Raw genomic sequence first — 21153 nt, 5'->3', positions numbered from 1 at the left:
TATGCGGCAGGTGCCCGTTCCATCTCCGCCACGCTCTCTTGGGCGAACGACAGGCCTTATCACACCATCCTTGATCCACCTCAACTCACAGCGCACCATCGCGTGAGACCAGATCCTGCCGGGCCGGCCGGCCGACTAGCTTGAGTGAGCGATCGTGAAACTGATTCTGGCCCTGTTCCTGGCGAATTCGATCTGCGGTGCGTCCGGGGACGATCTCGCCCCGGCGCCTTCGCCGGCGGTGAGCAGTGTCTGCCTTTCCTGCAACGTCTTCGAGCGCCTCTACGATGGGCGTGACAATGCGCCGGCCTGGACGGGGTGGCGCAGGCGCAAGCATTTCCAGGCCCTCCTGGAGGCTGTGCGTGATGCCGGCTCGCACGGTCTGGATCCGGCCAGTTACGGTCTCGATCTGCTCGAAGCGGCCAATCCGCGCCGCTCGGACCGGCGGCTCGATGAAATCGCCACCCGCGCCTATCTCGACCTTGCCCATGATTTGCTGCGCGGCCGGCTGGATCCGCAGACGGTCGAGCGGGGCTGGTCCGCGCCGCGGCGCGATCTGGACCTTGCCACCTATCTCGCCAGTGCGCTCGAGAATGATCGGGTGCCGGAAAGCCTTGAAGCGCTGGCGCCCCGGGATGACGGTTATGCGCGGCTGCGTACGGCTCTGGCAGATTATCGTGCGGTGAACGCCAAGGGAGCCTGGCCGCGGATCGAGCCCGGCGCGGCGCTGCACCCCGGTGACCGTTCGCCCCGGGTGGCGCAATTGCGGGCACGGCTGCAAGCGACGGGTGAAGTCTTCCGGCTCGTGCCCGAGACCGAGCGCGACCTGTTCGATGACGAGATGGCGGCGGCCGTGCTGCGCCTGCAAGAGCGTGCCCATCTCGATGGCGACGGTGTGGCCGGGGCCGAGACGATCGAGTGGTTGAATGTGCCTTCGGAACACCGGGTGTGGCAGATCGCGGCGAATCTCGAGCGCCTGCGCTGGCAGGGCGGATCGCCGGAGGGGCGGCTCCTGCGCGTCAATATTCCCGACTTCGTGCTGGAAGCCTGGTCCGGGGGAGAGGTCGAGCAACGCCACAGACTGATTGTCGGCCGGCGCTCGCGGCCGACGCCGGTCTTCTCTGCCCAACTCGCCTATTTCATTCTCAACCCCTGGTGGGAGACGCCGCACAGCCTGGCAGTCCGCGACGAATTGCCGGCCTTTCGGCGCGATCCGGACATGGTGCAGCGCCTGGGCTTTCAGGTGCTCGACAGCGAGGGCAACCTGGTCGATCCCGGCGAAATCGACTGGAATACGGTGCCCGCCAGCGCTTTCCCCTATCGGCTGCGTCAGGCGCCGGGACCGCAGAACGCGCTGGGACAGGTCAAGTTCATCTTTCCAAATCCATACAACACCTACCTGCACGACACGCCGACCCGGCAATTGTTCGAGGAGGACCGGCGGGCATTTTCCTCCGGCTGCATGCGCGTCGACCGGCCGGTCGACCTGGCGCGCTGGGTCTCCGAGGGGCTGCCTGACTGGCCGCCCGAGCGGATCGACCGGGTGCTGGCCGGCGGTGTGGAAACCCGCGTCGATCTCTCTGAAGGGATCCCGGTCGAGGTGGTCTACCGGACGGTGGTACCCGAGGGCTCTCTTGGCGTCCGCTTTCTCGACGACCTATATAACAGGGACGGGATCATCATCGACGAACTTGAGGGAGCAGGTTCGACAGTGTCGGAGTAGTGCGTGTTCACCACGTTCCTGTTAGCGGCAGCTGCCGCAATTCCCAGCGGGACCAGCCGTGAGTTCTCCACGGAGCTTGCTGCCGCTTCCGCCCCGATCCGGGTGGAAAGTCTCGATAGGAGGTTCGATCCCGGCCGCACCGGCTTCACGGTGACCACGCCCGGCGGGTTCGGCATCGACTATCGCGAGTTCACGCTCTTTCTGCGTCCCGGCGAGACTTTGTCGCTGACGGCCAGCGAGCCGGTTGCCTGGGAGGGCGAGACCTCGTCGATGACGCTCGAATGGTCTGCGCCGGACACCCCCGGTCATCACCGCATGACGCTGACCGCCGAAGACGGCGCGCAGATGAGCCTGCATCTCGTCGTCATGCGCGCCCGTAACACCGGCGATTCCGAGATCAACGGCTATCGCCTCGGCCGCTATCCGGACGAACCCTATCTCGGCCTGGAAACCTACCGGGCGCCGGAATATTTCGTCGAGGTCTCTCCCGGCATCGAGGCGTTGCCCCTGTCGCCGCACTTCCGTCTCGGTCAGTTCCTGTGCAAGCAGGAGGGCGGGGATGGACCGGCCTATCTCGTCGTTTCCGAGCGCCTCGTGCTCAAGCTGGAGCAGATCCTGGAAGCGGCCAATGCCCGCGGCTGGCGCACCGACAGTTTCGCCGTCATGAGCGGCTATCGCACGCCGGACTATAATGCCGGCCTGGGCAATGGCAGCTATTCCCGCCACATCTATGGTGGCGCCGCCGACATCTTCATCGACACCGATGGCGATGGCGTGATGGATGACCTCAATGGCGACGGGCGTCACGACCGCGCCGACGCGGCGGCGCTCTACGATCTCGTCGAGGAAATGTCGGGCGCCGGCCATGAGAGCTGGCTGGCCGGCGGTCTGGGCGAATACGGGCCCAATACCCGGCATGGCGCCTTCGTCCATGTCGACGAGCGCGGCTTTCGCGCGCGTTGGGGCCGCTGAGGATCAGCTTGCCGCCGGTTCCGGCTGGGCGAAAAGGTCGACAAGACCGCTTGCATCGCCGGAGAAGATGCGCACATCGGCCCGCGGTGCAAAGCGCTGGATAGTCCGGGCAACGTCGCGGGCCGGGACGGGTTCGGCGTTGAAATCATTGACGATCACGGTGCAGCGGGCATCCAGGACACGCAGCGCTGTCAGCGTGTGCGAGATCGCGCCGAGATAGGCCCCCGCCACGAGGATCGGCCGGGCATCGAGATCGCGGATCAGGTCGAGATTGAGCCCGTCTGCCGTGAGCGGTGACATCACGCCGCCGGCGCCTTCCACGATGGTCGGCATGCCGGGATCGATCTGGTCGAGGCACCAGTGCAGCACGGCGTCGATCGCGAGTTCGCGGTTTTCCTGCCGGGCAGCCATGTCGGGCGAGAGCGGGGCCTTGAAGCGCCAGGGGGATACGGATTGCACCCCTTCGCCCGTCAATTCGGCCCCGTTGGCGCGCATCAGGCGTATCGTATCTGTCGCATTGAGTTGCGCGGGATCGAAGCCGGAGATCACCGGTTTGAGCACACGCGCTTTTCCACCGGCCCGGCGGTGAGCCTCCAGCATGGCACAGAGGATGTGGGTCTTGCCGACGTCGGTGCCGGTCCCCGTCACGAAAATGGGGCGCATTACTCGGCGGCCTCCGTCTGTTGCAGGATGGATTTCAGCGCGGCGGCGAGCCGGTCGATATCGGCGGTCTCGTGTGCGGCGGAGAAGGTGAAGCGCAGGCGTGCCGTTCCCGGCGGCACGGTCGGCGGACGGATGGCGGTCACCAGAAAACCCTCGGCCTCCAGGGCGGCCGAGGCGGCGAGTGCGGCGGTCTCGCTGCCCAGGATTACCGGCACGACCGGCGAGACGGGTCTGGAAAGGCCCAGCTTGCCGGCAAAGCGCCGTGCCAGTTCGAGCGGGCGTTCGCACAGCGCGGGATCGGCCGCGACGAGATCGAGTGCTGCGAGCGCTGCCGCGGCGCTGGCCGGGGGCAGGGCGGTGGTGAAGACCAGCGGGCGGGCCCGCGAGCGAAGAAGCTCGCACACGCGTTCCGACGCACACAGATAGCCGCCATAGCTTCCCAGCGCCTTGGACAGCGTGCCCATCTGCAGCGGTGCAGCGGCCGGCGGCGCGAAGGCATGGGCCGAACCGCGTCCGCCGCCGACCGTGCCGATCCCGTGCGCATCGTCGACCAGCGTCCAGGCGTCGAATTCCTCGCCCAGGGCCAGGATCTCCGGCAGGGGCGCGAAATCGCCGTCCATGGAAAACACGCCATCGGTGAGGATCATGGCGTGGCGGGCCTCGCCGCGATGTTCGGCCAGCAGGCCGCGCAGCTGGTCCATGTCGTTGTGGCGGAAAACCTCGACACGGGCCCGGGACAGGCGTGCACCGGCATGCAGGCAGGCATGGGCGAGGCTGTCGATCAGGACGAGATCGTCCGGTCCCGCCAGTGCCGGCGTGATGGCCAGATTGGCCAGATAGCCCGAACCGAAGACGATGCAGTCCTCGGTGCCCTTGAAGGCCGCGAGGCGCCGTTCCAGCTGGAAGAGGAGCGGGTGGCCGCCGGTCACCAGGCGCGAGGCCCCGGAGCCGGCGCCCCATTCGGCCGTCGCCGCGCGGGCGGCCTCGATCACCTTGGGGTGATGCGCCAGGCCGAGATAATCGTTCGAGCAGACATTGATCAGAGACCGCCCGTCGCGCTCGACATGGACCGCGTCGCGATGGCGCGTCTCCACCGTCCGGCGGCGGAGGGATTTGCGATCCAGCGCGGAGAGCTTGCCGGCGGCGAAGCGCTCGAGTGAGGCGGCTGCGGAAGTCATATCAAGCCTGTCGTTCGGGTGAGAGGCCTGCTAAAGCCCGCCCGTCATGTCCAACACATTGAAAACTGCGTTGCCCGGCGGGTTCAAGCCCGAAGGGCGACATCTCTGGCGGCCCTACACCCAGATGAAGACCGCTCAGCCGGCCCTGCCGGTCGTGTCGGCCGGGGGCGTGCGGCTGAACCTCGCCGATGGCCGCAGCCTGATCGACGGCGTCTCCTCCTGGTGGACCACCGTACACGGCTACAGCCACCCGCATATTGTCGGCGCGATTTGCGATCAGGTCGAGCGCCTGTCCCATGTCATGCTGGGCGGGCTGACGCATGCGCCCGCCGAACGGCTGGCGGCGCGCCTGGCAGCCCTGGCGCCGGGCGATCTCGACCATGTCTTCTTCTGCGAGTCGGGCTCGGTCTCGGTCGAGATCGCGATGAAGATGGCGGTGCAATCCTGGATCAATCGCGGTGTCCACGGCCGCACGCGCTTCGTGTGCTTCCGCGGCGGCTATCATGGCGACACCATTGCCACCATGTCGGTATGCGATCCGGAAGAGGGGATGCACGCCCTGTTTGCCGGCTCCCTGCCGCAGCAGATCGTTGCCGATCTGCCGCAGGATTCCGAAAGCACGGCGCGATTCGAGGCGCTGCTCGATGCGCATGCCCACGAGATTGCCGGCGTGGTGACCGAACCGCTGGTACAGGGTGCGGGCGGGATGCGATTCTTTTCCCCGGAAACCCTGCGCACGATCCGTGCCGCCTGCGATGCGCGCGGTCTGCCGCTGATCGTCGACGAGATCATGACCGGCTTTGGCCGGCTGGGCACAATGTTCGCCTGCGAGAAGGCCGGTATCGTCCCGGATGTGATGACGGTCTCCAAAGCGCTCACCGGCGGCACGCTGCCGCTGGCGGCGGCGATCGCCTCGCGCGGCATGTTCGAGCATTTCTGGCGCGATGAAGCCTCGGCCGCGCTGATGCACGGGCCGACCTATATGGGCAATCCGGCGGCCTGTGCGGCGGCGAATGCCTCGCTCGACCTGTTCGAGCGCGAACCGCGGCTGGACCAGGTGGCGCAGATTGAGGCCGCCTATGCCCGGCTCTTGCCGCCGGCGCGCGATATTCCCGGCGTCGTGGATGTGCGCTGGCAGGGCGCGATCGGGGTGATCGAAATGCCCGGACTGCCGGAGCTCGACGCGCTGAAATCGGGCTTTGTCGAGGCGGGCGTCTGGGTGCGGCCGTTTGGAAATATCGTCTATCTCATGCCGCCTTACGTGATCTCGCAGGAAGATCTGGAGCATCTGATCCGCACGACTGTCGCGGTGACACGCGCCTGGGCGGAACATCATTTTGGGGCCGGCTGAACAAGGTGCTGCATTATGTGCAGATCGCTTGCATTGGCCGCTTGACCGGACCGCGGTCTGCTCATAAACAACGCACCTCGCTTCGGCGAGCCGCTCAAGCGGGTGTAGCTCAGTTGGTTAGAGCGCCGGCCTGTCACGCCGGAGGTCGCGGGTTCGAGTCCCGTCACTCGCGCCATTTCCCTTGTCAGAAGGGGTGGTGCACGGATCGAAAAACGGCCGCTCCTGCCCGGAGCGGCCGTTTTCGTTTGCCAAACCGCCCGAAGCATGAAAAAGAGCGCCTACGTTCTGCGGTGAGTAGTCGGTCCCTTGAGGCTGCATTGCAGACGTTGGCGAGACTTTCCGCCCTTTCAAGGCCCGGTTCCGGGCCGGGCGCGTATCGATCATTGCCACCCTGGCGCCAGGCCGGCGCCGACAAGACGGCGGCTGATCTACGCAGGCTTCCACACTGAAAACCCGTTTGTTCGTGCGCGCGGCCCCTGGCGGCGCTCCGGACCCATGAAAGATGTATTTTGACACAGTTCAATGAACTCGGCCTGGCCGAGCCCATTCTCCGCGCGCTTGAAGATGCCGGCTATAACGAGCCGACCCCGATCCAGCGCGAAGCGATTCCCGCCCTTCTCGAAGGGCGTGACGTGCTCGGTATTGCCCAGACGGGTACCGGCAAGACGGCGGCCTTCGTGCTGCCCATCCTCCATTCCATCAGTGCCGACAACAAGCGGCCGGCGCCGAAGACCTGCCGGGCGCTGATCCTGTCGCCGACGCGCGAACTCTCGGCACAGATTCTCGAAAACCTGCGCGGCTATGCCCAGCACATGCGCGTATCGTCGGTGCTGGTCGTGGGCGGTCTGAAGATCGGTCCGCAGGTGAAAATGCTGGCGCGCGGCGTCGATGTTGTCGTGGCCACGCCGGGCCGCCTGCTCGACCTCGTGCGCTCCGGCGCGGTGAGCCTGTCGCAGGTGCGCACCCTGGTGCTGGACGAGGCCGACCAGATGCTGGATCTCGGCTTCATCCCGGCGATCCGCGATATCGTGTCCCGCCTGCCCGAAGACCGCCAGACGGCGCTGCTCTCGGCGACGATGCCCAAGCCGATCAAGGCGCTGGCGCACGACCTCCTGACCGATCCCAAACAGATCTCGGTCGCTCCGGCCTCGCGCCCGATCGAGCGGATCGAACAGTCGGTTGTGCTGACCCCGCGCGATTCCAAGCGCGACCTGCTGCTGGCATTGCTGTCGGACCGGTCCGTCGAGCGCTCGATCGTCTTCACCCGCACCAAGCGCGGTGCCGACCGGGTCAACAAGAGCCTCGTCCAGTACGGTCTCAAATCGGCCGCCATCCACGGCGACAAGACCCAGGGCCAGCGCGTGAAGGCGCTGGACGGCTTCAAGTCCGGCCAGGTGAAGATCCTCGTCGCCACCGACATCGCCGCACGCGGTATCGATGTCGACGATGTCTCCCATGTCGTGAACTACGAGCTGCCGAACATCCCGGAAAGCTATGTTCACCGGATCGGCCGCACGGCCCGTGCCGGCAAGACCGGTATTGCGGTCTCGCTGTGCGATCCGTCCGAATATGAATATCTGTGCGACATCGAAAAACTCACCGGTGTCGAGATCGAACGGGCGATTGTCGGCGAGGAAGCCGATTTCTTCGCTGAAGCCCGCAATACCAAGCCGGTGAAGAAGAAGCGCTCGCGCAACCGCAACAATCCGGGCCAGGGGCAAGGTCAGGGTCAGCGGGCCCAGGGCCACAATGCCCGGGATCAGAAACCCCGCGGTCAGAAACCTCGCGGTCCCAAACCCAACGGACAACGCGGCGAGGGACAGCCGGGTGAAGGCCAGAAGGCTGATGACAAACCGTTCCACGGTGATCGTGCGGCGCGCAGCGAGCGTCCCGGCCAGGCCTCGCGCGGTGAGCGCAAGCCGGGCCGGCCGCAGGAGCGTTCCGGCGAGCGTCAGCAGGCGCGCGGCGAGGCCGGCGGCAAGCCGCGGCGCCCGCGCAAGCGCCGCACCGGCAATGCGTCGCAAGCATCGGGTGGAGCCCACGTCCCGGCGTGATCAGGGTGTGCCTCGTTTCCAACTGACGAGGACGCATCATGTCACTTCTGACGAACAAGACTGCCATTATCACAGGTGCCAGCGCAGGGATCGGCCGTTCGGCCGCCCTGCGCTTTGCGCATGAGGGCGCCCGCCTGGTGATCAACGCCCGCGGGCCGGAGGCGCTGGATCGCGTCGCCGGCGAAATCCGTGACGCCGGTGGCGAGGTGCTGGCAATTGCCGGCGACGCGGCTGACCCGGTCCTTGCCGAACGCCTGGTCGAGACGGCCATGCAGCATTTCGGCGGGCTGGATATCGCCTTCAACAATGCCGGTGGGCTGGGTGATCTCGCACCGATCGAACAGCAGACCGCGCAGAACTGGCACGCCACCCTGGACGCCAATCTGACGAGCGCTTTCCATGCGGCCCGTTTCCAGCTGCCCGCGCTTTATGCCCGCGGCGGCGGTTCGCTGATTTTCACCGGCTCCTTTGTCGGCCACACGGCCGGCATGCCGGGCATGAGCGTCTATTCCGCCGGCAAGGCCGGTCTGATCGGACTGGTACAGGCGCTGGCCGCCGAGGCGGGGCCGCGCGGCGTGCGTGTCAATGCGCTGCTGCCGGGTGGCACCGACACCGCGATGGCGGCCCAGTTTGCCACGACCGACGAGATCCGGGCCTATGTCGAGGGTATTCACGCGCTCGGACGCATCGCCGATCCCGACGAGATCGCCGGCGCAGCGCTATACCTGGCCAGCGATCTGTCGAGCTTTGTGACCGGCACCGCCCATCTCGCCGATGGCGGCGTTTCGATCACGAAATAATGCCGCCACAGTGCGGGTGCCGGCCTGGAGCAGGATCGTTTTCTGCGGAATCGCCCCTGCTCCGGAATCCTGAGTAGTCGCGTGATCGAACCGGTGAACCGGTTCCCACTTCACCTGATCACGCTCGACTTGAGCGGTCGCGTGATCGAACCGGTGAACCGGTTCCCACTTCACCTGATCACGCTCTAGCCGGCTGCCTGTCTCCGCTCGCCGGTTTCAGGGGCGGCGCCCGTTCTGCGGTCCTCCGGCAGGAAGGCTTTGAGTATCTCGCTGTCGCGATAAAAGTCTTCCAGCCGGGGTTTGCTGAACAGATAGCCCTGGATGAGGTGGATCCCCGCATCCCGGACGGCGGTCATTTCGCCAACGGTCTCGATCCCTTCGGCGATGACGGCAATCCCCAATTCCTCGCACAGCCGGGTGGTGTGCCGTACAATGGCCTGGCGCCGGCGGTCGCTGTCGAGGCCGCGGGTCAGGTCCATGTCCAGCTTGACGTAGTCGGGCTGCAGGCGGGCGAGCTTGTTGAGGCCGGAATATCCGGATCCGAAATCGTCGATCGCCGTACGCAGGCCGTGGCGGGCATATTCGTCGATGATATCGTTCAGCATCGAGTGGTCCGTCATGTCCTCGTTCTCGGTGAACTCGAAGATGATGCGGTCCAGGGGCATTCCGGTCTTTCTGGCCGTGCGCAGCGTGGTGCAGATGCAATTGGCCGGTTCGTAGACCGCATTCGGCATGAAATTGATGCTGATGGCCGTCGGCACGCCGATCCGGCTTGCGGTCTCGATCGCCTGCACGCGACAGGTCTGGTCGAAATTATAGCGGTTCTCGTCCGTGATCTGCGCCAGCACGTGGCCGGCCCCTTCACCGTTCTCGCCGCGGACCAGGGCTTCGTGGGCGAAGACCCGGCCTGCGGCGATGTCGACGATGGGCTGGTAGGCCATGCGGATTTTTTGCGGGAAGCGCGCTTTCCCGCGAGAGTGGCACAGATTGCAGGCCGATTTTCCAGATGCCATTGCCCGGCTCTCCTGTATCGATCCGACAAGAGAGCAGAGCCGTCTTAAGATACGGTGTCCCGGCCTATGTGTCCCGGCCGCGGATGTGCCGGGCGCTAGCCGGAGGCTCCGGCGGGAAGTTCGTAGAAGAACTCCGCCCCGCCGGGACCCAGCGGCAGTCCGAGCATGAACCAGACCGCCATCATCAGGATCGACGTCACCAGAATGGCGATGGAGTAGGGCAGCATGGTTGCGATCAGGCTGCCCAGGCCGAATTCCGGCACGTAGCGCTGGGCGAAAATCAGGATGAGCGGCAGGTAGGGCATCAGCGGCGTGATGATGTTGGTGGCCTGGTCGCCCATGCGATAGGCCAGCGTCGAACCTTCCGGCGAAATGCCCAGCAGCATCAGCATCGGCACGAAGATCGGCGCCAGCAGTGCCCATTTGGCCGAGGCCGAGCCCATGAACAGATTGAGCACGGCGACCAGCAGAACCATGCTGATAATCAGCATCGGAGCGGGCAGGTTCAGCGCCTGGAGCCCCTCTGCGCCCGAGATGGCGATGACGGTGTCGATCTCGGATGCCCCGAACAGGGCGATGAAGTGCGCCATGGCGAAGGCAAGGATGATGTATCCGCCCATATCGGCCATGGACTTCGTGCCGAGCTGGACGAGGTCACGGTCTGACTTCACGGTACCGACGGCCACGCCGTAGAGCCCGCCGGCAACGAGGAAGACAATCATCAGGATTCCGACGATGGAGCGGAAGAAGGGCCCCAGTCCGCCATCGGCACCGCGCAGGATGCCGTTGGACGGCACGGTCATCACGAGAATGAGGGCGATCATGACGAGGATGGAGATACCCGCCCAGGCCAGCCCCTTGCGCTCGTTCGGCGACAGGGTTCCGCTGTCTTCGGGCTCGGCGAAGTCGGCGGGGCGCTTCCAGGTGCCAAGGCGCGGCTCGACGATGTAGTTGTTAACGAGCGTGCCGACCACGACCAGCACCGGTGTGAGGGCGATGGTGAAGTAGTAATTGCCCAGATTGTTCAGCGTCCATCCGGTTTCGATGGAGCGGGCGGCCGTCTGGGTGATGCCGAAGAGAAGGGGTTCGAGCGAGGTGACGACCAGATTGGCGGAGAAGCCGGCAGAGACGCCGGCGAAGACCGCTGCCAGGCCTGCAACCGGATGGCGGCCGACGGCGGCGAACACGACCGCGCCGAGCGGCACCATGACGATATAGCCGGAGTCGACGGCGAGATTGCCCATGACGCCTGCGAAGACGAGTGTCGGGGTCAGGAGCATGTTGGAGACGCCGGACACCATGCCGCGCATGCCCGCTGCCAGCAGGCCGGTCTTTTCTGCGACACCGGCGCCGATCATGACCACGAGGACCATGCCGAGCGGGGCGAAGCCGGTGAGAACCGCCGGCATGTTGACCAGGAGGTTTTGCAACTGGGCACCGGTGAGCAGGTTCACGACCTCGATCGTTTCACCGGTAACGGGGTGTTCGACGGATACGCCCAGCATCGACAGACCCAGCGAGGCCATCATCACCACGCCGATCAGGATGAAGAAGATCGTTACCGGATCGGGCAGGCGGTTGCCGGCACGCTCGACGGCGTTGAGTATCGAATTCCCCAGGCTCATGTCATCTCCCCAGACTTGTTGCCGGGGCAAAATGGACGCGTTCGGGAACAAAGTGCAATGTTTTCCGGGCCTGCCGGGGCAGTCGGCGCGCGATCTAGCCTCGGGCGGGCGTGTCGCCGGCCTTCAGTGCCGCAAGGGCGGGGCTGGCGAACTGCCGGTAGATCAGGATCGCCGCGACAGCCAGCGTCACCAGGATCTGGGCGGCCGGGCCGCCGATCCAGGCCAGATAACCGATCGACATGAAGAGCGTGCGCAGGCCTCTGTTGAACTGGCGTCCGGCGACGACATTCATCGCGCCGGCCCGGCGGGCGGCGGCCAGGATGTCTTCCGAGGCGGCCGCGTCGCGGCCGGTGTCCGGCGTCGCGCCGAGCAGCATGGCGGAATAGTTCACCAGCCGGTAGGCCCAGCCGAACTTGAAGAAGGCATAGGCGTAGATCACCAGCAGGCCCAGCGACATCACCTCCCATTGCAGGCGCGAGGAGGCGTCGAGAAAGGGCACGTCCTGCACGGCGCTCATCACCGGATCGAGCGCGGTGATGAGCGTGAAGGCCGCGCCGATACCCAGAAGGGCGGTCGAGGCGAAGAAGGCGATGCCGTTCTGCAGTCCGGCGATGATCTGGCTGTCCATGATCCGCACCTGGCGGTTGGCCATGCCTTCCATCCAGCGGCGCCGGTGCACGTCCATCGCGCGCGACAGCGTGTGTTTCGAGAACGGGCTGTGATCGACCAGCCAGGAAAACCCGCCTGCAATCAGCAGGAAGCCGATAACCCCGTAATAATCCGACATGGTCTGCCCGTTCGTCCGCCGTGGACGATCAGTCTAGGCATATTCGCGCCGCGGGAAAGCCGCCGCGGCCGATGGTGCAGAGGCCGTCGATGGGGTGACGCCCGTCAGGCGTTCGCAACCAGGAAAAGCAGGAGCGCAATCGCGGCTGCGGCGGTGGAGATCCCCAGGACCCAACGCACGCCATGTCCCTTTTCACCCTGGCGAGCCTCTTGGGAGTTCAGAATAGACATTCCGTACCTCTTTCGTGGCTATACTCCCCAATATAGGGCGAATGGGGCGATTTGTCGGCCCCCGGCGGGCAGCGTCCGGGTTTCAGGCCATGCTGGACTGGCGAGCCGGGGCTGCGCGCCAGGCGAGACTGAGGGCGATCAGGGCGGCGCCCGCCAGGAGGCCGGCATTGATCACCCAGGCCATCGGATCGGCATAGCCGGCGCCATGCCGCAGCACGTGCGCCAGGGGCAGGGCAGTCAGCAGGACCGCACTCGCGACGCGCAGGCCGGCGGACAGGGCGACGGGTCCGAATGGCACCGTCAGGCCCAGGCACAGCCCGGTCGCGATGGCCCAGACGAGCAGCGGATCGGGCCCGGGCCACACGAGCGCAGTCAGGGCGGAGAGCGCATAGGCGAAAGGCTGGCTCCACACGGTTGCGGCCCACAGACGTTCCGTGACAGGGGCGGGGTGGCCCTTGGAGCGGCGGCGGGCGGTCCAGATGGCAACGCCGGTGCTGGTCACCCAGGTCAGTGCGGCGCCCAGGAGAATGTAGGCGATCTTGGAAATCCAGCCGGCAAACCAGCCGAAATGATAGGGGCCGATCGTCTGCAGGATGCGGGTGCCCAGTGAGCTTTCGGACACCTGTTCGCTGTGGAACAGGGCGCCATTGCCGTCATAGATATAGCTGTCGCCGAAGGCGAGCTTGTCGGCATAACCCATTGTGACATGAACGGATTGGCCGGTCTCGCCCGGATGGTCCAGGCGCAGCATGCGCAGCTCGGCACCGGGCGCACGGGCCGCAGCGTCGGCCAGGATGGCCTCGAGATCGGGGATCGGCGCGGGCGTGGTGTCGTCCTCCAGCGCGGGCGGGAAGAAGAGCGCATAGGTCTGTTCCACATCACCCTTGAAGAAGGCGAGCGCCAGCGTGCCGGCGATCAGCGTCGTCAGGCCCAGCAGCGCGCCGGTCAGCGCGATGACGATGTGGAAGGGCAGGGCCCAGATGCCGGCCCGGTTGTGCAGGTCGGCCTCCTGCAGGCGTTTCGTGCCGCCCAGCCTGATATGGAAGGCGTCGCGGAAGATGCGCGGATGCGACAGGAGGCCCGAGATCAGCAGGGAGAGCAGCGCCACTCCGGTCATGCCCACCACAAAGGAGCCGACAGCGTGCGGCAGGTGGAGGTCGATATGCAGGCCGAGCATGAAAGCCGACCAGGGCGTCTGCGCCGGGCCGGGCCAGGTGCCGTCCGTGCCGGCGAAGCCCTCCAGAATCTCCCCGTCATGCAGCTCGGCGTAAACGCGCGTGCGCGGCGAATTGATGTCGGGCAGGGAGATGAAGATGTGCTCGGTCGCCGGATGCCCGGAAAGAAAGCTCCGGGCCGTCGCGACTGCGGTATCCGGCCCCGCCGCCTCGACAGGCGCGACCACCGGCGTTTCCCAGCGCTCGAAATCATGGACCAGGACCGCCACCGTGCCGGAAAAGCAGACCAGATAGATCAGCGCGGCAAAGGCGAGACCCAGCGAGGAGTGGCCGGCGAGCACGGCCTGCACGAAAGGTGCGGACATGCGCGGCCAGATCGTCCTGGCCCGGGTGCGTTGTCGTTCAGCCATGTCAGAAGCCTTCGATTGCGATCAGCGCAGCGCCTGCCAGGGTCAGCGCGATCATGGTGAGGGCGGGACGCAGGATGCGGTCATCGGTCAGGGCCCAGGCCATGGCGCCGGCCCACAGGACAGGCACCAGCGCACCGCCCAGTACGATCCGCGTCTGCGGGTCGGAGGGAAACCAGACGGTCCAGGCGATGCCCAGGGTGAGCGAGACGACACAGCCCAGCGGCGCCGCGACGAGGGTGCGGATGATGCCGCGCCAGATCTTCGCGCCGCGCAGGGAGGGCTCCAGCGCCCGCGACCGGGCCACGCGGCCATTCGCCTCGCGCCGCTTCACGCCGGTCGCGACCAGCGCCAGGGCGCCGGCCGGCATCAGGGCCATGGCGAAGGCGGGGCCCCGGGCCGGGCCGAGGGCGATGGCGGCGATCACGACAAGCGCAGACACGGCTGCCCAGCCCGCCAGGATCAGGACCGGCCTGGCAGCGGAGGGATGCCGCCAGGCCTGCCGGAGCGTGAAGGCTGCGGCGATCCCGGTCGCGACAAGCGCTGGAATGACGAGGGCGCCGGTCACCAGTTCGTCTCGAGCGTGACGCCGACAACCCGCGGCTGGCCGAGGATGGCGTAGGGAAGATTGCTCCGCCGGTACTGGAAATAGTCCTCGTCGAACACGTTGTTGACGAAGAGCGACACCGCCCAGCTGTCCTGTTCATAGCCGACAGACCCGTTGACGAGCGTCCGTGCGGCGACTTCCGATCCGGCCTGGCTGACGCCGGTGACCGTGTATTCCTCGCTGCGATGGCTGCCGTTGAGATTGGCAAAGAGGCCGTTGCTCCAGGTCCAGTTCGCGCCGGCGGCCAGCGTCCAGGCCGGGGCGTAGGCGAATTCGGAGCCGGACAGGTCGTCGGTGGAGCTGCCATTGACGATGACGAAATCGTCGAATTCGGTCTTGGTGTGGCCGAGCGAGGCATACCAGTCGAAGCCGCGGGATATCCGGTGGGCGACTTCCAGCTCGAACCCGTAAAGATGCGAGCTGCCGGCATTTTCGGTCTGGGTGTCGAAGTCGTTGAGACCGAGATTGACCCACACCTGCTGGTCGGTCCAGTCGATGTAATAGGCGTTGGCATTGACCGAGAGGTCGCCGTCCAGCCACAGCGAGCGCAGCGAGAACTCGTAGTTCCAGGTGTATTCGGGATCGTAGGGCACGACGGTCGAGCGGGCGATGTTGACGGTCGAGCCGCCGGACCGGTAGCCGCGCTGCACGATGGCGCTGGTCGAGAGATCGTCGGTCCAGTTGTAGGTCAGGCCGAGCTTGGGCAGGAAGGCCTCGAAATCGCGCGAGTCCGTCGGCGCCGAGGCGCCCGCCTGGGCGACGAAGAGATCGACGACCTGGTTCAGGCCCGCAATGACCGGGGCGTAGGGACCGTACAGGGCCGGGTCCGGATAGGTGCCGGCAAACACCGCCGTCTGGTCCGAGGTGATGGTGTAGGTCTCGCGGTCATAGCGGAAGCCGCCGAGCAGGGTCAGCCTGGGCGTCAGCTCGAACCGGCCGTCGGCGAACAGGGCCGAAGTCTCGATCGAGGACGGGGCCTGCGATCCGTAGGAGACCGCAATCTGCGGCAGCGCCGACACGTAGAGGCCGGCGGCGAAGGCGGCCGTGGCGGCATCGAGCCCGAAGGGCGGGCCCTGCAGCACGCCGACCAGGGTGGTTTCCGGCGTATTCACGAGCGTGAGGCTGGAGCTCGCATTGTCGACCTCGCGATCCGACAGGTAGAGGCCGACGAGGCCTGTCAGGCGGTCGCCGGAATAGTCGAGGCGGAATTCCTGGGTCAGGGTCTCGGTCTCGTTGTCCGTGTCGCCATAGGCTGCGGGCTGGGCGCTGAGATCGTTGTCATACTGCAGATAGGTGTCGACCAGGCTCCAGGCGGTCAGACTGGTCAGCACGACCCGGTCGGCCAGCGCGTAGTCGATATTGAGCGTGACCATGTCGGTCGTTGAATCGTTGGAATTTGGCGCGTCGGACGTGTTGATCCGGTTGTCGAAGAAGTCCGGCGTGTCGGTACGGATATAGGTGTAGGGATAGCCCGACTCCTGCTCGTAATGCGTATAGCTGCCCAGGACCGACAGGCCGGGCACGGCTTCCGGTTCGATCAGCAAGCGCGCACGGGCGTGCAGGTTGGACACGCTGTCGACCGTGCCGCCGCGGGTCGGATTGCCGACAATGCCGTCAAACTCGCGGTTCTCGATGGCGATGCGGAACGCGACCTGGTCCTCGACGATCGGGCCGCCGCCGGCGAAAGAGAGGGTGACATCGTCCTGATCCGTCGCGGACAGGCGGGCGCGGGCATCCCAATCCCAGGTCGGCGCGCGCGACTGGACGACAATCGCGCCGGCCAGCGAGTTGCGGCCCTGCAGGGTGGATTGCGGACCGCGCAGGATTTCAACCTGCTCGACATCCCACATGTTGAAGGGGCCGGCCGAGGTGCCGGTCACGCCGTCCGGCACGGCCACGCCGTCGACATAGATGCTGGCCAGCCCGCCCGTGCCGCCGCCGGACACATTATGGCTGGCGATGCCGCGGATGGTGAATTCGGTCGGGCCGTAGGTCTCGCCGACATTGGCGGTGCGGTTCACGATATCGAACAGGGTGCGGATATTCTCGTTCCCGATCCGCTCGGCCGTGGTGACCGCAACACTGGTAGGCGTGTCCTGCAGCGAGCGTTCGATCTTCTCGCCCAGGATGGTGATGACATCCGCGCTGCTGTCCGCCGCCTCCTGGGGCATTGCTGGTTGAGCCAGTCCGAAAACCAGGATGCCGGCCGTTCCGGCCAGCAGGAATTGACGATTGAACACGGTGAGCCCCCTCGATGTTGAACGGATGCGGGTCTTGTCATTGTTACAAATGCGAGTCAATCTCATTCTCATCTAGGTGCAGATGCAGGACGCGGGGCAAGAGGGGGGGGGACAGGCGGGCGGGCGATCCCGCTGGCGGGTTTCGTCCGGGCGGGCAGATTGCGTCAAATGAACGCACGATCCGTCCGGCCCCTTCCGATTCTCCGCCTGATCGATCCGGTCTGGCCGCCACTGCTGCTGGCGGCGTGCTGTCTCGTCCTTGCCTTCGCGGTTTCGCCCTTCTTGTGGCTCGACGGGCTGGCGATACTGGGATGCGGTGTGCTGGTGCTGGATACCGCGGCGCGCTACCGCCAATACCGTGTGCTGCGCATGGCCTTGCGCCAGGCCAATGGCGTGACCGGACGGGCCCGGCGGCTCTTCCGGCGTGCCCGGGGGACCTGGTGCACACGCCGGGCCGCCCTGGCGGCGGCGCATGCCGAGGGTTTCGGCCGTGAGGCCCGGGCGCTGGTCTGCCGGTGGGGCTATCGCCCCTGGCATATTTTTCCGGACGGGACCTTCACCCGCCGCTCGCCCTTCCTCCGGATCGCCTTCTGGCGTTCGGTTTTCGGGCTGGAGCCGCGCGGGCCGGGCCATCCCGGTTGATTTCGATATTGCAAATCATTTGCATTTATTGTTCGTTGTGTGTCGCTATATTCGCCAGAACTGACAGAGGGCGGCCTTTAGGCCTTGCCCGCAGCGCCGCTGCGCTCTAGCTTCCGCGCCAAATCGGGCAGGGGGTCCCGTTGCCGGTGGTTGATTCGTCCCGAGGCGGATCACACCTTGAAAACAACGGCCTCCCGCACCGCAAAACCGACGCTAGAAGGCGAGGCTAGATGCGATGGACGCGCTGCTTCTCGATTACCTGCCCATCCTGATCTTTTTCGGACTGGCCACTGCGATCGGCCTCGGCTTCATGCTGGCCGCTTTCGTGATCGCGCCGTCGAAACCGGATCCGGAAAAGGTCTCGACCTATGAATGCGGCTTCAACGCCTTCGACGACGCCCGCATGAAATTCGACGTGCGATTCTACCTCGTCGCCATCCTGTTCATCATCTTCGACCTGGAAGTCGCCTTCCTCTTCCCCTGGGCCGTGACCCTGCGGGAGCATCTGGGCGAGTTCGAGTTCTGGTCGATGATGGTGTTCCTGGGAGTTCTCACCATCGGCTTCATTTACGAGCTGAAAAAAGGCGCGCTGGATTGGGAGTAGTCCACCATGGCATCTGATCTGACCCCTCATGCCGGCCTGGCCGGACGCGCGACCGTTCCCGGCTATGACCCGAAGAAGCACGACCCGTTCTTTGACGGCGTCAGCGATGCGCTGGCCGACAAGGGTTTCGTCGTGGCCGCGGCCGACGATCTCGTCACCTGGGCCCGCACGGGCTCGCTGATGTGGATGACCTTCGGCCTGGCCTGCTGCGCCGTCGAAATGATGCAGGCCTCGATGCCGCGTTACGACGTCGAGCGCTTCGGCTTTGCGCCGCGGGCCTCCCCGCGCCAGTCGGACGTGATGATCGTCGCCGGCACGCTCACCAACAAGATGGCGCCGGCCCTGCGCAAGGTCTACGACCAGATGCCCGAGCCGCGCTATGTGATCTCGATGGGCTCCTGTGCAAACGGCGGCGGGTATTACCACTATTCCTATTCGGTCGTGCGCGGTTGTGACCGCATCGTTCCGGTCGACGTCTATGTGCCGGGCTGCCCGCCCACCGCAGAGGCGCTGGTCTACGGCATTCTTCAACTGCAGAAGAAGATCCGCCGTGAAGGCTCGATCGAACGGTGATGGCAGGCGCGAGGAGTGACAAGGCGATGAGCGAAGCTCTCAAGGTTCTCGGCGAGCACATCCAGGCGGGCCGGCCCACGGCTGTTACCGGCTGGACTGTGACCCAGGGCGAGCTGACCGTGACGATCCATCGCGACCAGGTCGAGGATGTGATGACCTGGCTGCGCGATGAGCCGGCCTGCAAGTTCACGACACTGGTCGATATCTGCGGTGTCGACTATCCGCAGCGCGCCGAGCGGTTCGAGGTGGTCTACCACCTGCTCTCCATGCACCAGAACCACCGGGTGCGGGTGAAGCTGTCGACGGATGAGGAGAACCCGGTTCCCTCGATCCACCATGTCTATCCCGTTGCCGACTGGTTCGAGCGCGAGGCGTTCGACATGTACGGCATCGTCTTCTCCGGCCATCCGGATCTGCGCCGCCTGCTGACCGATTACGGTTTCGAGGGCTATCCGCTGCGCAAGGACTTCCCGCTCACCGGCTATGTCGAAGTGCGCTGGGACGAGGAGCAGAAGCGCGTGGTCTACGAACCGGTCGAGCTGGTCCAGGAATACCGTGACTTCGATTTCATGAGCCCGTGGGAAGGCGCCAAATACGTCATCCCGGGCGACGAGAAGGCGGAGGGCTAGAGCCATGGCTGCCGACGACATGACGCAATCGGGCGAACGCAAGTTCACCCTCAATTTCGGTCCCCAGCACCCGGCCGCCCACGGCGTGCTGCGTCTCGTGCTGGAACTGGACGGCGAGGTGGTCGAACGCGTCGATCCGCATATCGGCCTTCTGCACCGCGGCACCGAGAAGCTGCTGGAGCACAAGACCTATCTCCAGGGCATCGGCTATTTCGACCGTCTCGACTATGTCGCGCCGATGAACCAGGAGCACGCCTTCTGCATGGCGGCCGAGCGCCTGGCCGGAATCACCGTGCCCAAGCGCGGCCAGTATGTGCGCGTGCTCTATTGCGAGATCGGCCGCATCCTGAACCATCTGCTCAACGTGACCACCCAGGCCATGGACGTCGGCGCGCTGACGCCGCCGCTCTGGGGCTTCGAGGAGCGCGAGAAGCTGATGGTGTTCTACGAGCGCGCTTCGGGCAGCCGTATGCACGCTCACTATTTCCGTCCCGGCGGTGTCCACCAGGATCTGCCGCCGAAACTGATCGAGGACATCCGTGCCTGGTGCGACCAGTTCCCGGAAAAGCTGGACGATATCGACAGCCTCCTGACCGAGAACCGCATCTTCAAGCAGCGCAATGTCGATATCGGCGTGGTGACGAAGGAAGATGTGCTCGCCTGGGGCTTCTCCGGCGTGATGGTGCGCGGTTCGGGCCTGGCCTGGGATCTGCGCCGCGCGCAGCCCTACGAGGTCTATAACGAGCTGGAATTCGACATTCCGGTCGGCAAGCACGGCGACTGCTATGATCGCTATCTGTGCCGCATGGAAGAGATGCGCGAGAGCGTGAAGATCATGATCCAGTGCTGCGACTGGCTCATGAAGGAGGAGAATGCGGGCGAGGTGCTGGCCACCGACTCGAAATTCTCGCCGCCGCGCCGCGCCGAGATGAAGCGCTCGATGGAAGCGCTCATCCAGCACTTCAAGCTCTATACCGAAGGTGTCCACGTCGAGGCCGGCGAGGTCTATGCAGCCGTCGAGGCGCCGAAGGGCGAGTTCGGCGTCTACCTGGTCGCCGACGGGTCGAACAAGCCGTATCGCGTGAAGATCCGGGCGCCCGGCTTCCCGCACCTGGCAGCCATGGATTTCATGAATCGCGGCCACATGCTGGCGGACGTCTCCGCCATCCTGGGCTCGCTGGACATCGTGTTCGGGGAGATCGACCGATGAGCGTTCGTCGTCTCGCGAAAGACCAGCCGGAAAGCTTCGCCTTCAACAAGAAGAGCGAGGACGAGATCAAGTTCTGGCTGGCGAAATATCCCGAGGAAAAGAAAGCCTCGGCCGTCATCCCCATGCTGTGGATCGCGCAGAAGCAGGAAGGCTGGGTCTGTGAACCCGCTCTCCGCGAGATCGCCGACCGGCTGGAGATGCCCTATATCCGCGTCTACGAGGTCGCGACCTTCTACACCATGTTCAACCTGGCCCCGGTGGGTGAGCACCTGATCCAGGTCTGCGGCACCACGCCGTGCATGCTGCGCGGGTCGGACGAGCTGATTTCGGTGTGCAAGAACCGCATCGGCAAGCAGCACGAGATTTCCGAGGACGGCAAGTTCACCTGGGTCGAGGTGGAGTGCATGGGCGCCTGCGCCAATGCGCCGATGATCCAGCTCGCGAACAAGGATGGCGACCACTACATCGAGGATCTCGACGCAGAGAGCTTCGAGAAGCTGCTCGACGACCTCGCCGCCGGCAAGAAGGTCAAGTACGGCCCGCAATCCGGGCGTAATGCCTCCGAGCCGCACGGCACCAAGGTGCTGACCGATGAGAGCCTCTATGACGGCTCGCGCGCCAAGCCGGTCACGCTTCCCAATACCGGCAAGTCCGACAAGGCGGAGGGCTAAGT

At 65.5% G+C, this 21153-nt stretch carries 19 protein-coding genes and 1 tRNA gene; 12 read left to right on the top strand and 8 right to left on the bottom strand.

Features of this window, described 5'->3' with window-relative positions:
* Positions 1–154: 154 nt before the first annotated feature.
* Positions 155–1720: a L,D-transpeptidase family protein gene (locus PKE71_RS09725; RefSeq protein WP_271186773.1), complete on the top strand. Its 1566-nt coding sequence runs from the start codon at positions 155–157 to the stop codon at positions 1718–1720.
* A gap of 3 nt (positions 1721–1723) precedes the next feature.
* Positions 1724–2692: a D-Ala-D-Ala carboxypeptidase family metallohydrolase gene (locus PKE71_RS09720; RefSeq protein WP_271186772.1), complete on the top strand. Its 969-nt coding sequence runs from the start codon at positions 1724–1726 to the stop codon at positions 2690–2692.
* A 3-nt stretch (positions 2693–2695) separates the two neighbouring features.
* Here the strand turns inward: PKE71_RS09720 and bioD are convergent, their stop codons facing one another.
* Together bioD and bioF are read right to left on the bottom strand one after the other, a co-directional pair.
* Entirely contained in the window at positions 2696–3355 is a 660-nt protein-coding gene (gene bioD / locus PKE71_RS09715; protein WP_271186771.1) for a dethiobiotin synthase, read from the bottom strand.
* A complete protein-coding gene (gene bioF, locus PKE71_RS09710) occupies positions 3355–4533 on the bottom strand; it encodes an 8-amino-7-oxononanoate synthase (protein ID WP_271186770.1) in 1179 nt (392 codons plus the stop codon). Before bioF ends, bioD begins: the two co-directional genes overlap by 1 nt.
* A 46-nt stretch (positions 4534–4579) precedes the next feature.
* Here bioF and PKE71_RS09705 point away from each other — a divergent pair, with 46 nt between their 5' ends.
* The 4 genes from PKE71_RS09705 to PKE71_RS09690 all read left to right on the top strand — a co-directional run bounded on the left by PKE71_RS09705 (position 4580) and on the right by PKE71_RS09690 (position 8738).
* Complete coding sequence (locus tag PKE71_RS09705; RefSeq protein WP_271186769.1) at positions 4580–5884, top strand: adenosylmethionine--8-amino-7-oxononanoate transaminase; 1305 nt, start codon at positions 4580–4582, stop codon at positions 5882–5884.
* Positions 5885–5982: 98 nt separating this feature from the next.
* Positions 5983–6059 (top strand) — tRNA-Asp (locus tag PKE71_RS09700).
* Between the two features lie 334 nt (positions 6060–6393).
* Positions 6394–7938, top strand: coding sequence for a DEAD/DEAH box helicase (locus tag PKE71_RS09695; protein ID WP_271186768.1), 1545 nt, complete (start codon positions 6394–6396; stop codon positions 7936–7938).
* 38 nt (positions 7939–7976) lie between these two features.
* Positions 7977–8738 carry an SDR family oxidoreductase gene (locus PKE71_RS09690; RefSeq protein WP_271186767.1) on the top strand — a complete coding sequence of 254 codons (762 nt, stop codon included), beginning with the start codon at positions 7977–7979 and terminating at the stop codon, positions 8736–8738.
* A 185-nt stretch (positions 8739–8923) separates the two neighbouring features.
* Here PKE71_RS09690 and PKE71_RS09685 read toward each other — a convergent pair whose 3' ends face one another.
* The 6 genes from PKE71_RS09685 to PKE71_RS09660 all read right to left on the bottom strand — a co-directional run bounded on the left by PKE71_RS09685 (position 8924) and on the right by PKE71_RS09660 (position 16822).
* Positions 8924–9751: an EAL domain-containing protein gene (locus PKE71_RS09685; RefSeq protein WP_271186766.1), complete on the bottom strand. Its 828-nt coding sequence runs from the start codon at positions 9749–9751 to the stop codon at positions 8924–8926.
* A 95-nt stretch (positions 9752–9846) separates the two neighbouring features.
* The gene (locus PKE71_RS09680; RefSeq protein WP_271186765.1) at positions 9847–11376 is read right to left on the bottom strand and encodes an AbgT family transporter; all 1530 of its coding nucleotides are present in this window, start codon (positions 11374–11376) and stop codon (positions 9847–9849) included.
* Positions 11377–11470: 94 nt separating this feature from the next.
* Positions 11471–12163, bottom strand: coding sequence for a DUF599 domain-containing protein (locus tag PKE71_RS09675; RefSeq protein ID WP_271186764.1), 693 nt, complete (start codon positions 12161–12163; stop codon positions 11471–11473).
* 312 nt (positions 12164–12475) lie between these two features.
* Positions 12476–13978 (bottom strand): PepSY-associated TM helix domain-containing protein, encoded by a 1503-nt coding sequence (locus tag PKE71_RS09670; protein WP_271186763.1) that lies wholly within the window; start codon positions 13976–13978, stop codon positions 12476–12478.
* A gap of 1 nt (position 13979) precedes the next feature.
* Positions 13980–14543 (bottom strand): hypothetical protein, encoded by a 564-nt coding sequence (locus PKE71_RS09665; RefSeq protein WP_271186762.1) that lies wholly within the window; start codon positions 14541–14543, stop codon positions 13980–13982.
* The gene (locus PKE71_RS09660) at positions 14540–16822 is read right to left on the bottom strand and encodes a TonB-dependent receptor (RefSeq protein ID WP_271186761.1); all 2283 of its coding nucleotides are present in this window, start codon (positions 16820–16822) and stop codon (positions 14540–14542) included. The genes PKE71_RS09665 and PKE71_RS09660 overlap by 4 nt, the downstream gene beginning before the upstream one ends.
* Before the next feature lie 168 nt (positions 16823–16990).
* Here PKE71_RS09660 and PKE71_RS09655 point away from each other — a divergent pair, with 168 nt between their 5' ends.
* From PKE71_RS09655 to nuoE, 6 genes are all read left to right on the top strand, one after another.
* Positions 16991–17464 carry a hypothetical protein gene (locus tag PKE71_RS09655; protein ID WP_271186760.1) on the top strand — a complete coding sequence of 158 codons (474 nt, stop codon included), beginning with the start codon at positions 16991–16993 and terminating at the stop codon, positions 17462–17464.
* Between the two features lie 235 nt (positions 17465–17699).
* Positions 17700–18068 (top strand): NADH-quinone oxidoreductase subunit A, encoded by a 369-nt coding sequence (locus PKE71_RS09650; RefSeq protein ID WP_271186759.1) that lies wholly within the window; start codon positions 17700–17702, stop codon positions 18066–18068.
* Positions 18069–18074: 6 nt separating this feature from the next.
* Positions 18075–18641, top strand: coding sequence for a NuoB/complex I 20 kDa subunit family protein (locus PKE71_RS09645; protein ID WP_271186758.1), 567 nt, complete (start codon positions 18075–18077; stop codon positions 18639–18641).
* 26 nt (positions 18642–18667) lie between these two features.
* Positions 18668–19270, top strand: coding sequence for an NADH-quinone oxidoreductase subunit C (locus PKE71_RS09640; protein WP_271186757.1), 603 nt, complete (start codon positions 18668–18670; stop codon positions 19268–19270).
* A 4-nt stretch (positions 19271–19274) separates the two neighbouring features.
* Positions 19275–20480, top strand: coding sequence for an NADH-quinone oxidoreductase subunit D (locus PKE71_RS09635; RefSeq protein ID WP_271186756.1), 1206 nt, complete (start codon positions 19275–19277; stop codon positions 20478–20480).
* Positions 20477–21151 (top strand): NADH-quinone oxidoreductase subunit NuoE, encoded by a 675-nt coding sequence (gene nuoE / locus PKE71_RS09630; RefSeq protein WP_271186755.1) that lies wholly within the window; start codon positions 20477–20479, stop codon positions 21149–21151. Before PKE71_RS09635 ends, nuoE begins: the two co-directional genes overlap by 4 nt.
* Positions 21152–21153: the final 2 nt, after the last annotated feature.

Source organism: Maricaulis virginensis (assembly GCF_027922185.1).
In the GTDB taxonomy this organism is placed as follows: domain Bacteria; phylum Pseudomonadota; class Alphaproteobacteria; order Caulobacterales; family Maricaulaceae; genus Maricaulis; species Maricaulis virginensis.
The sequence above is the reverse complement of the archived record's forward strand: the minus strand, read 5'-3'. Positions and strand labels throughout refer to the sequence as shown.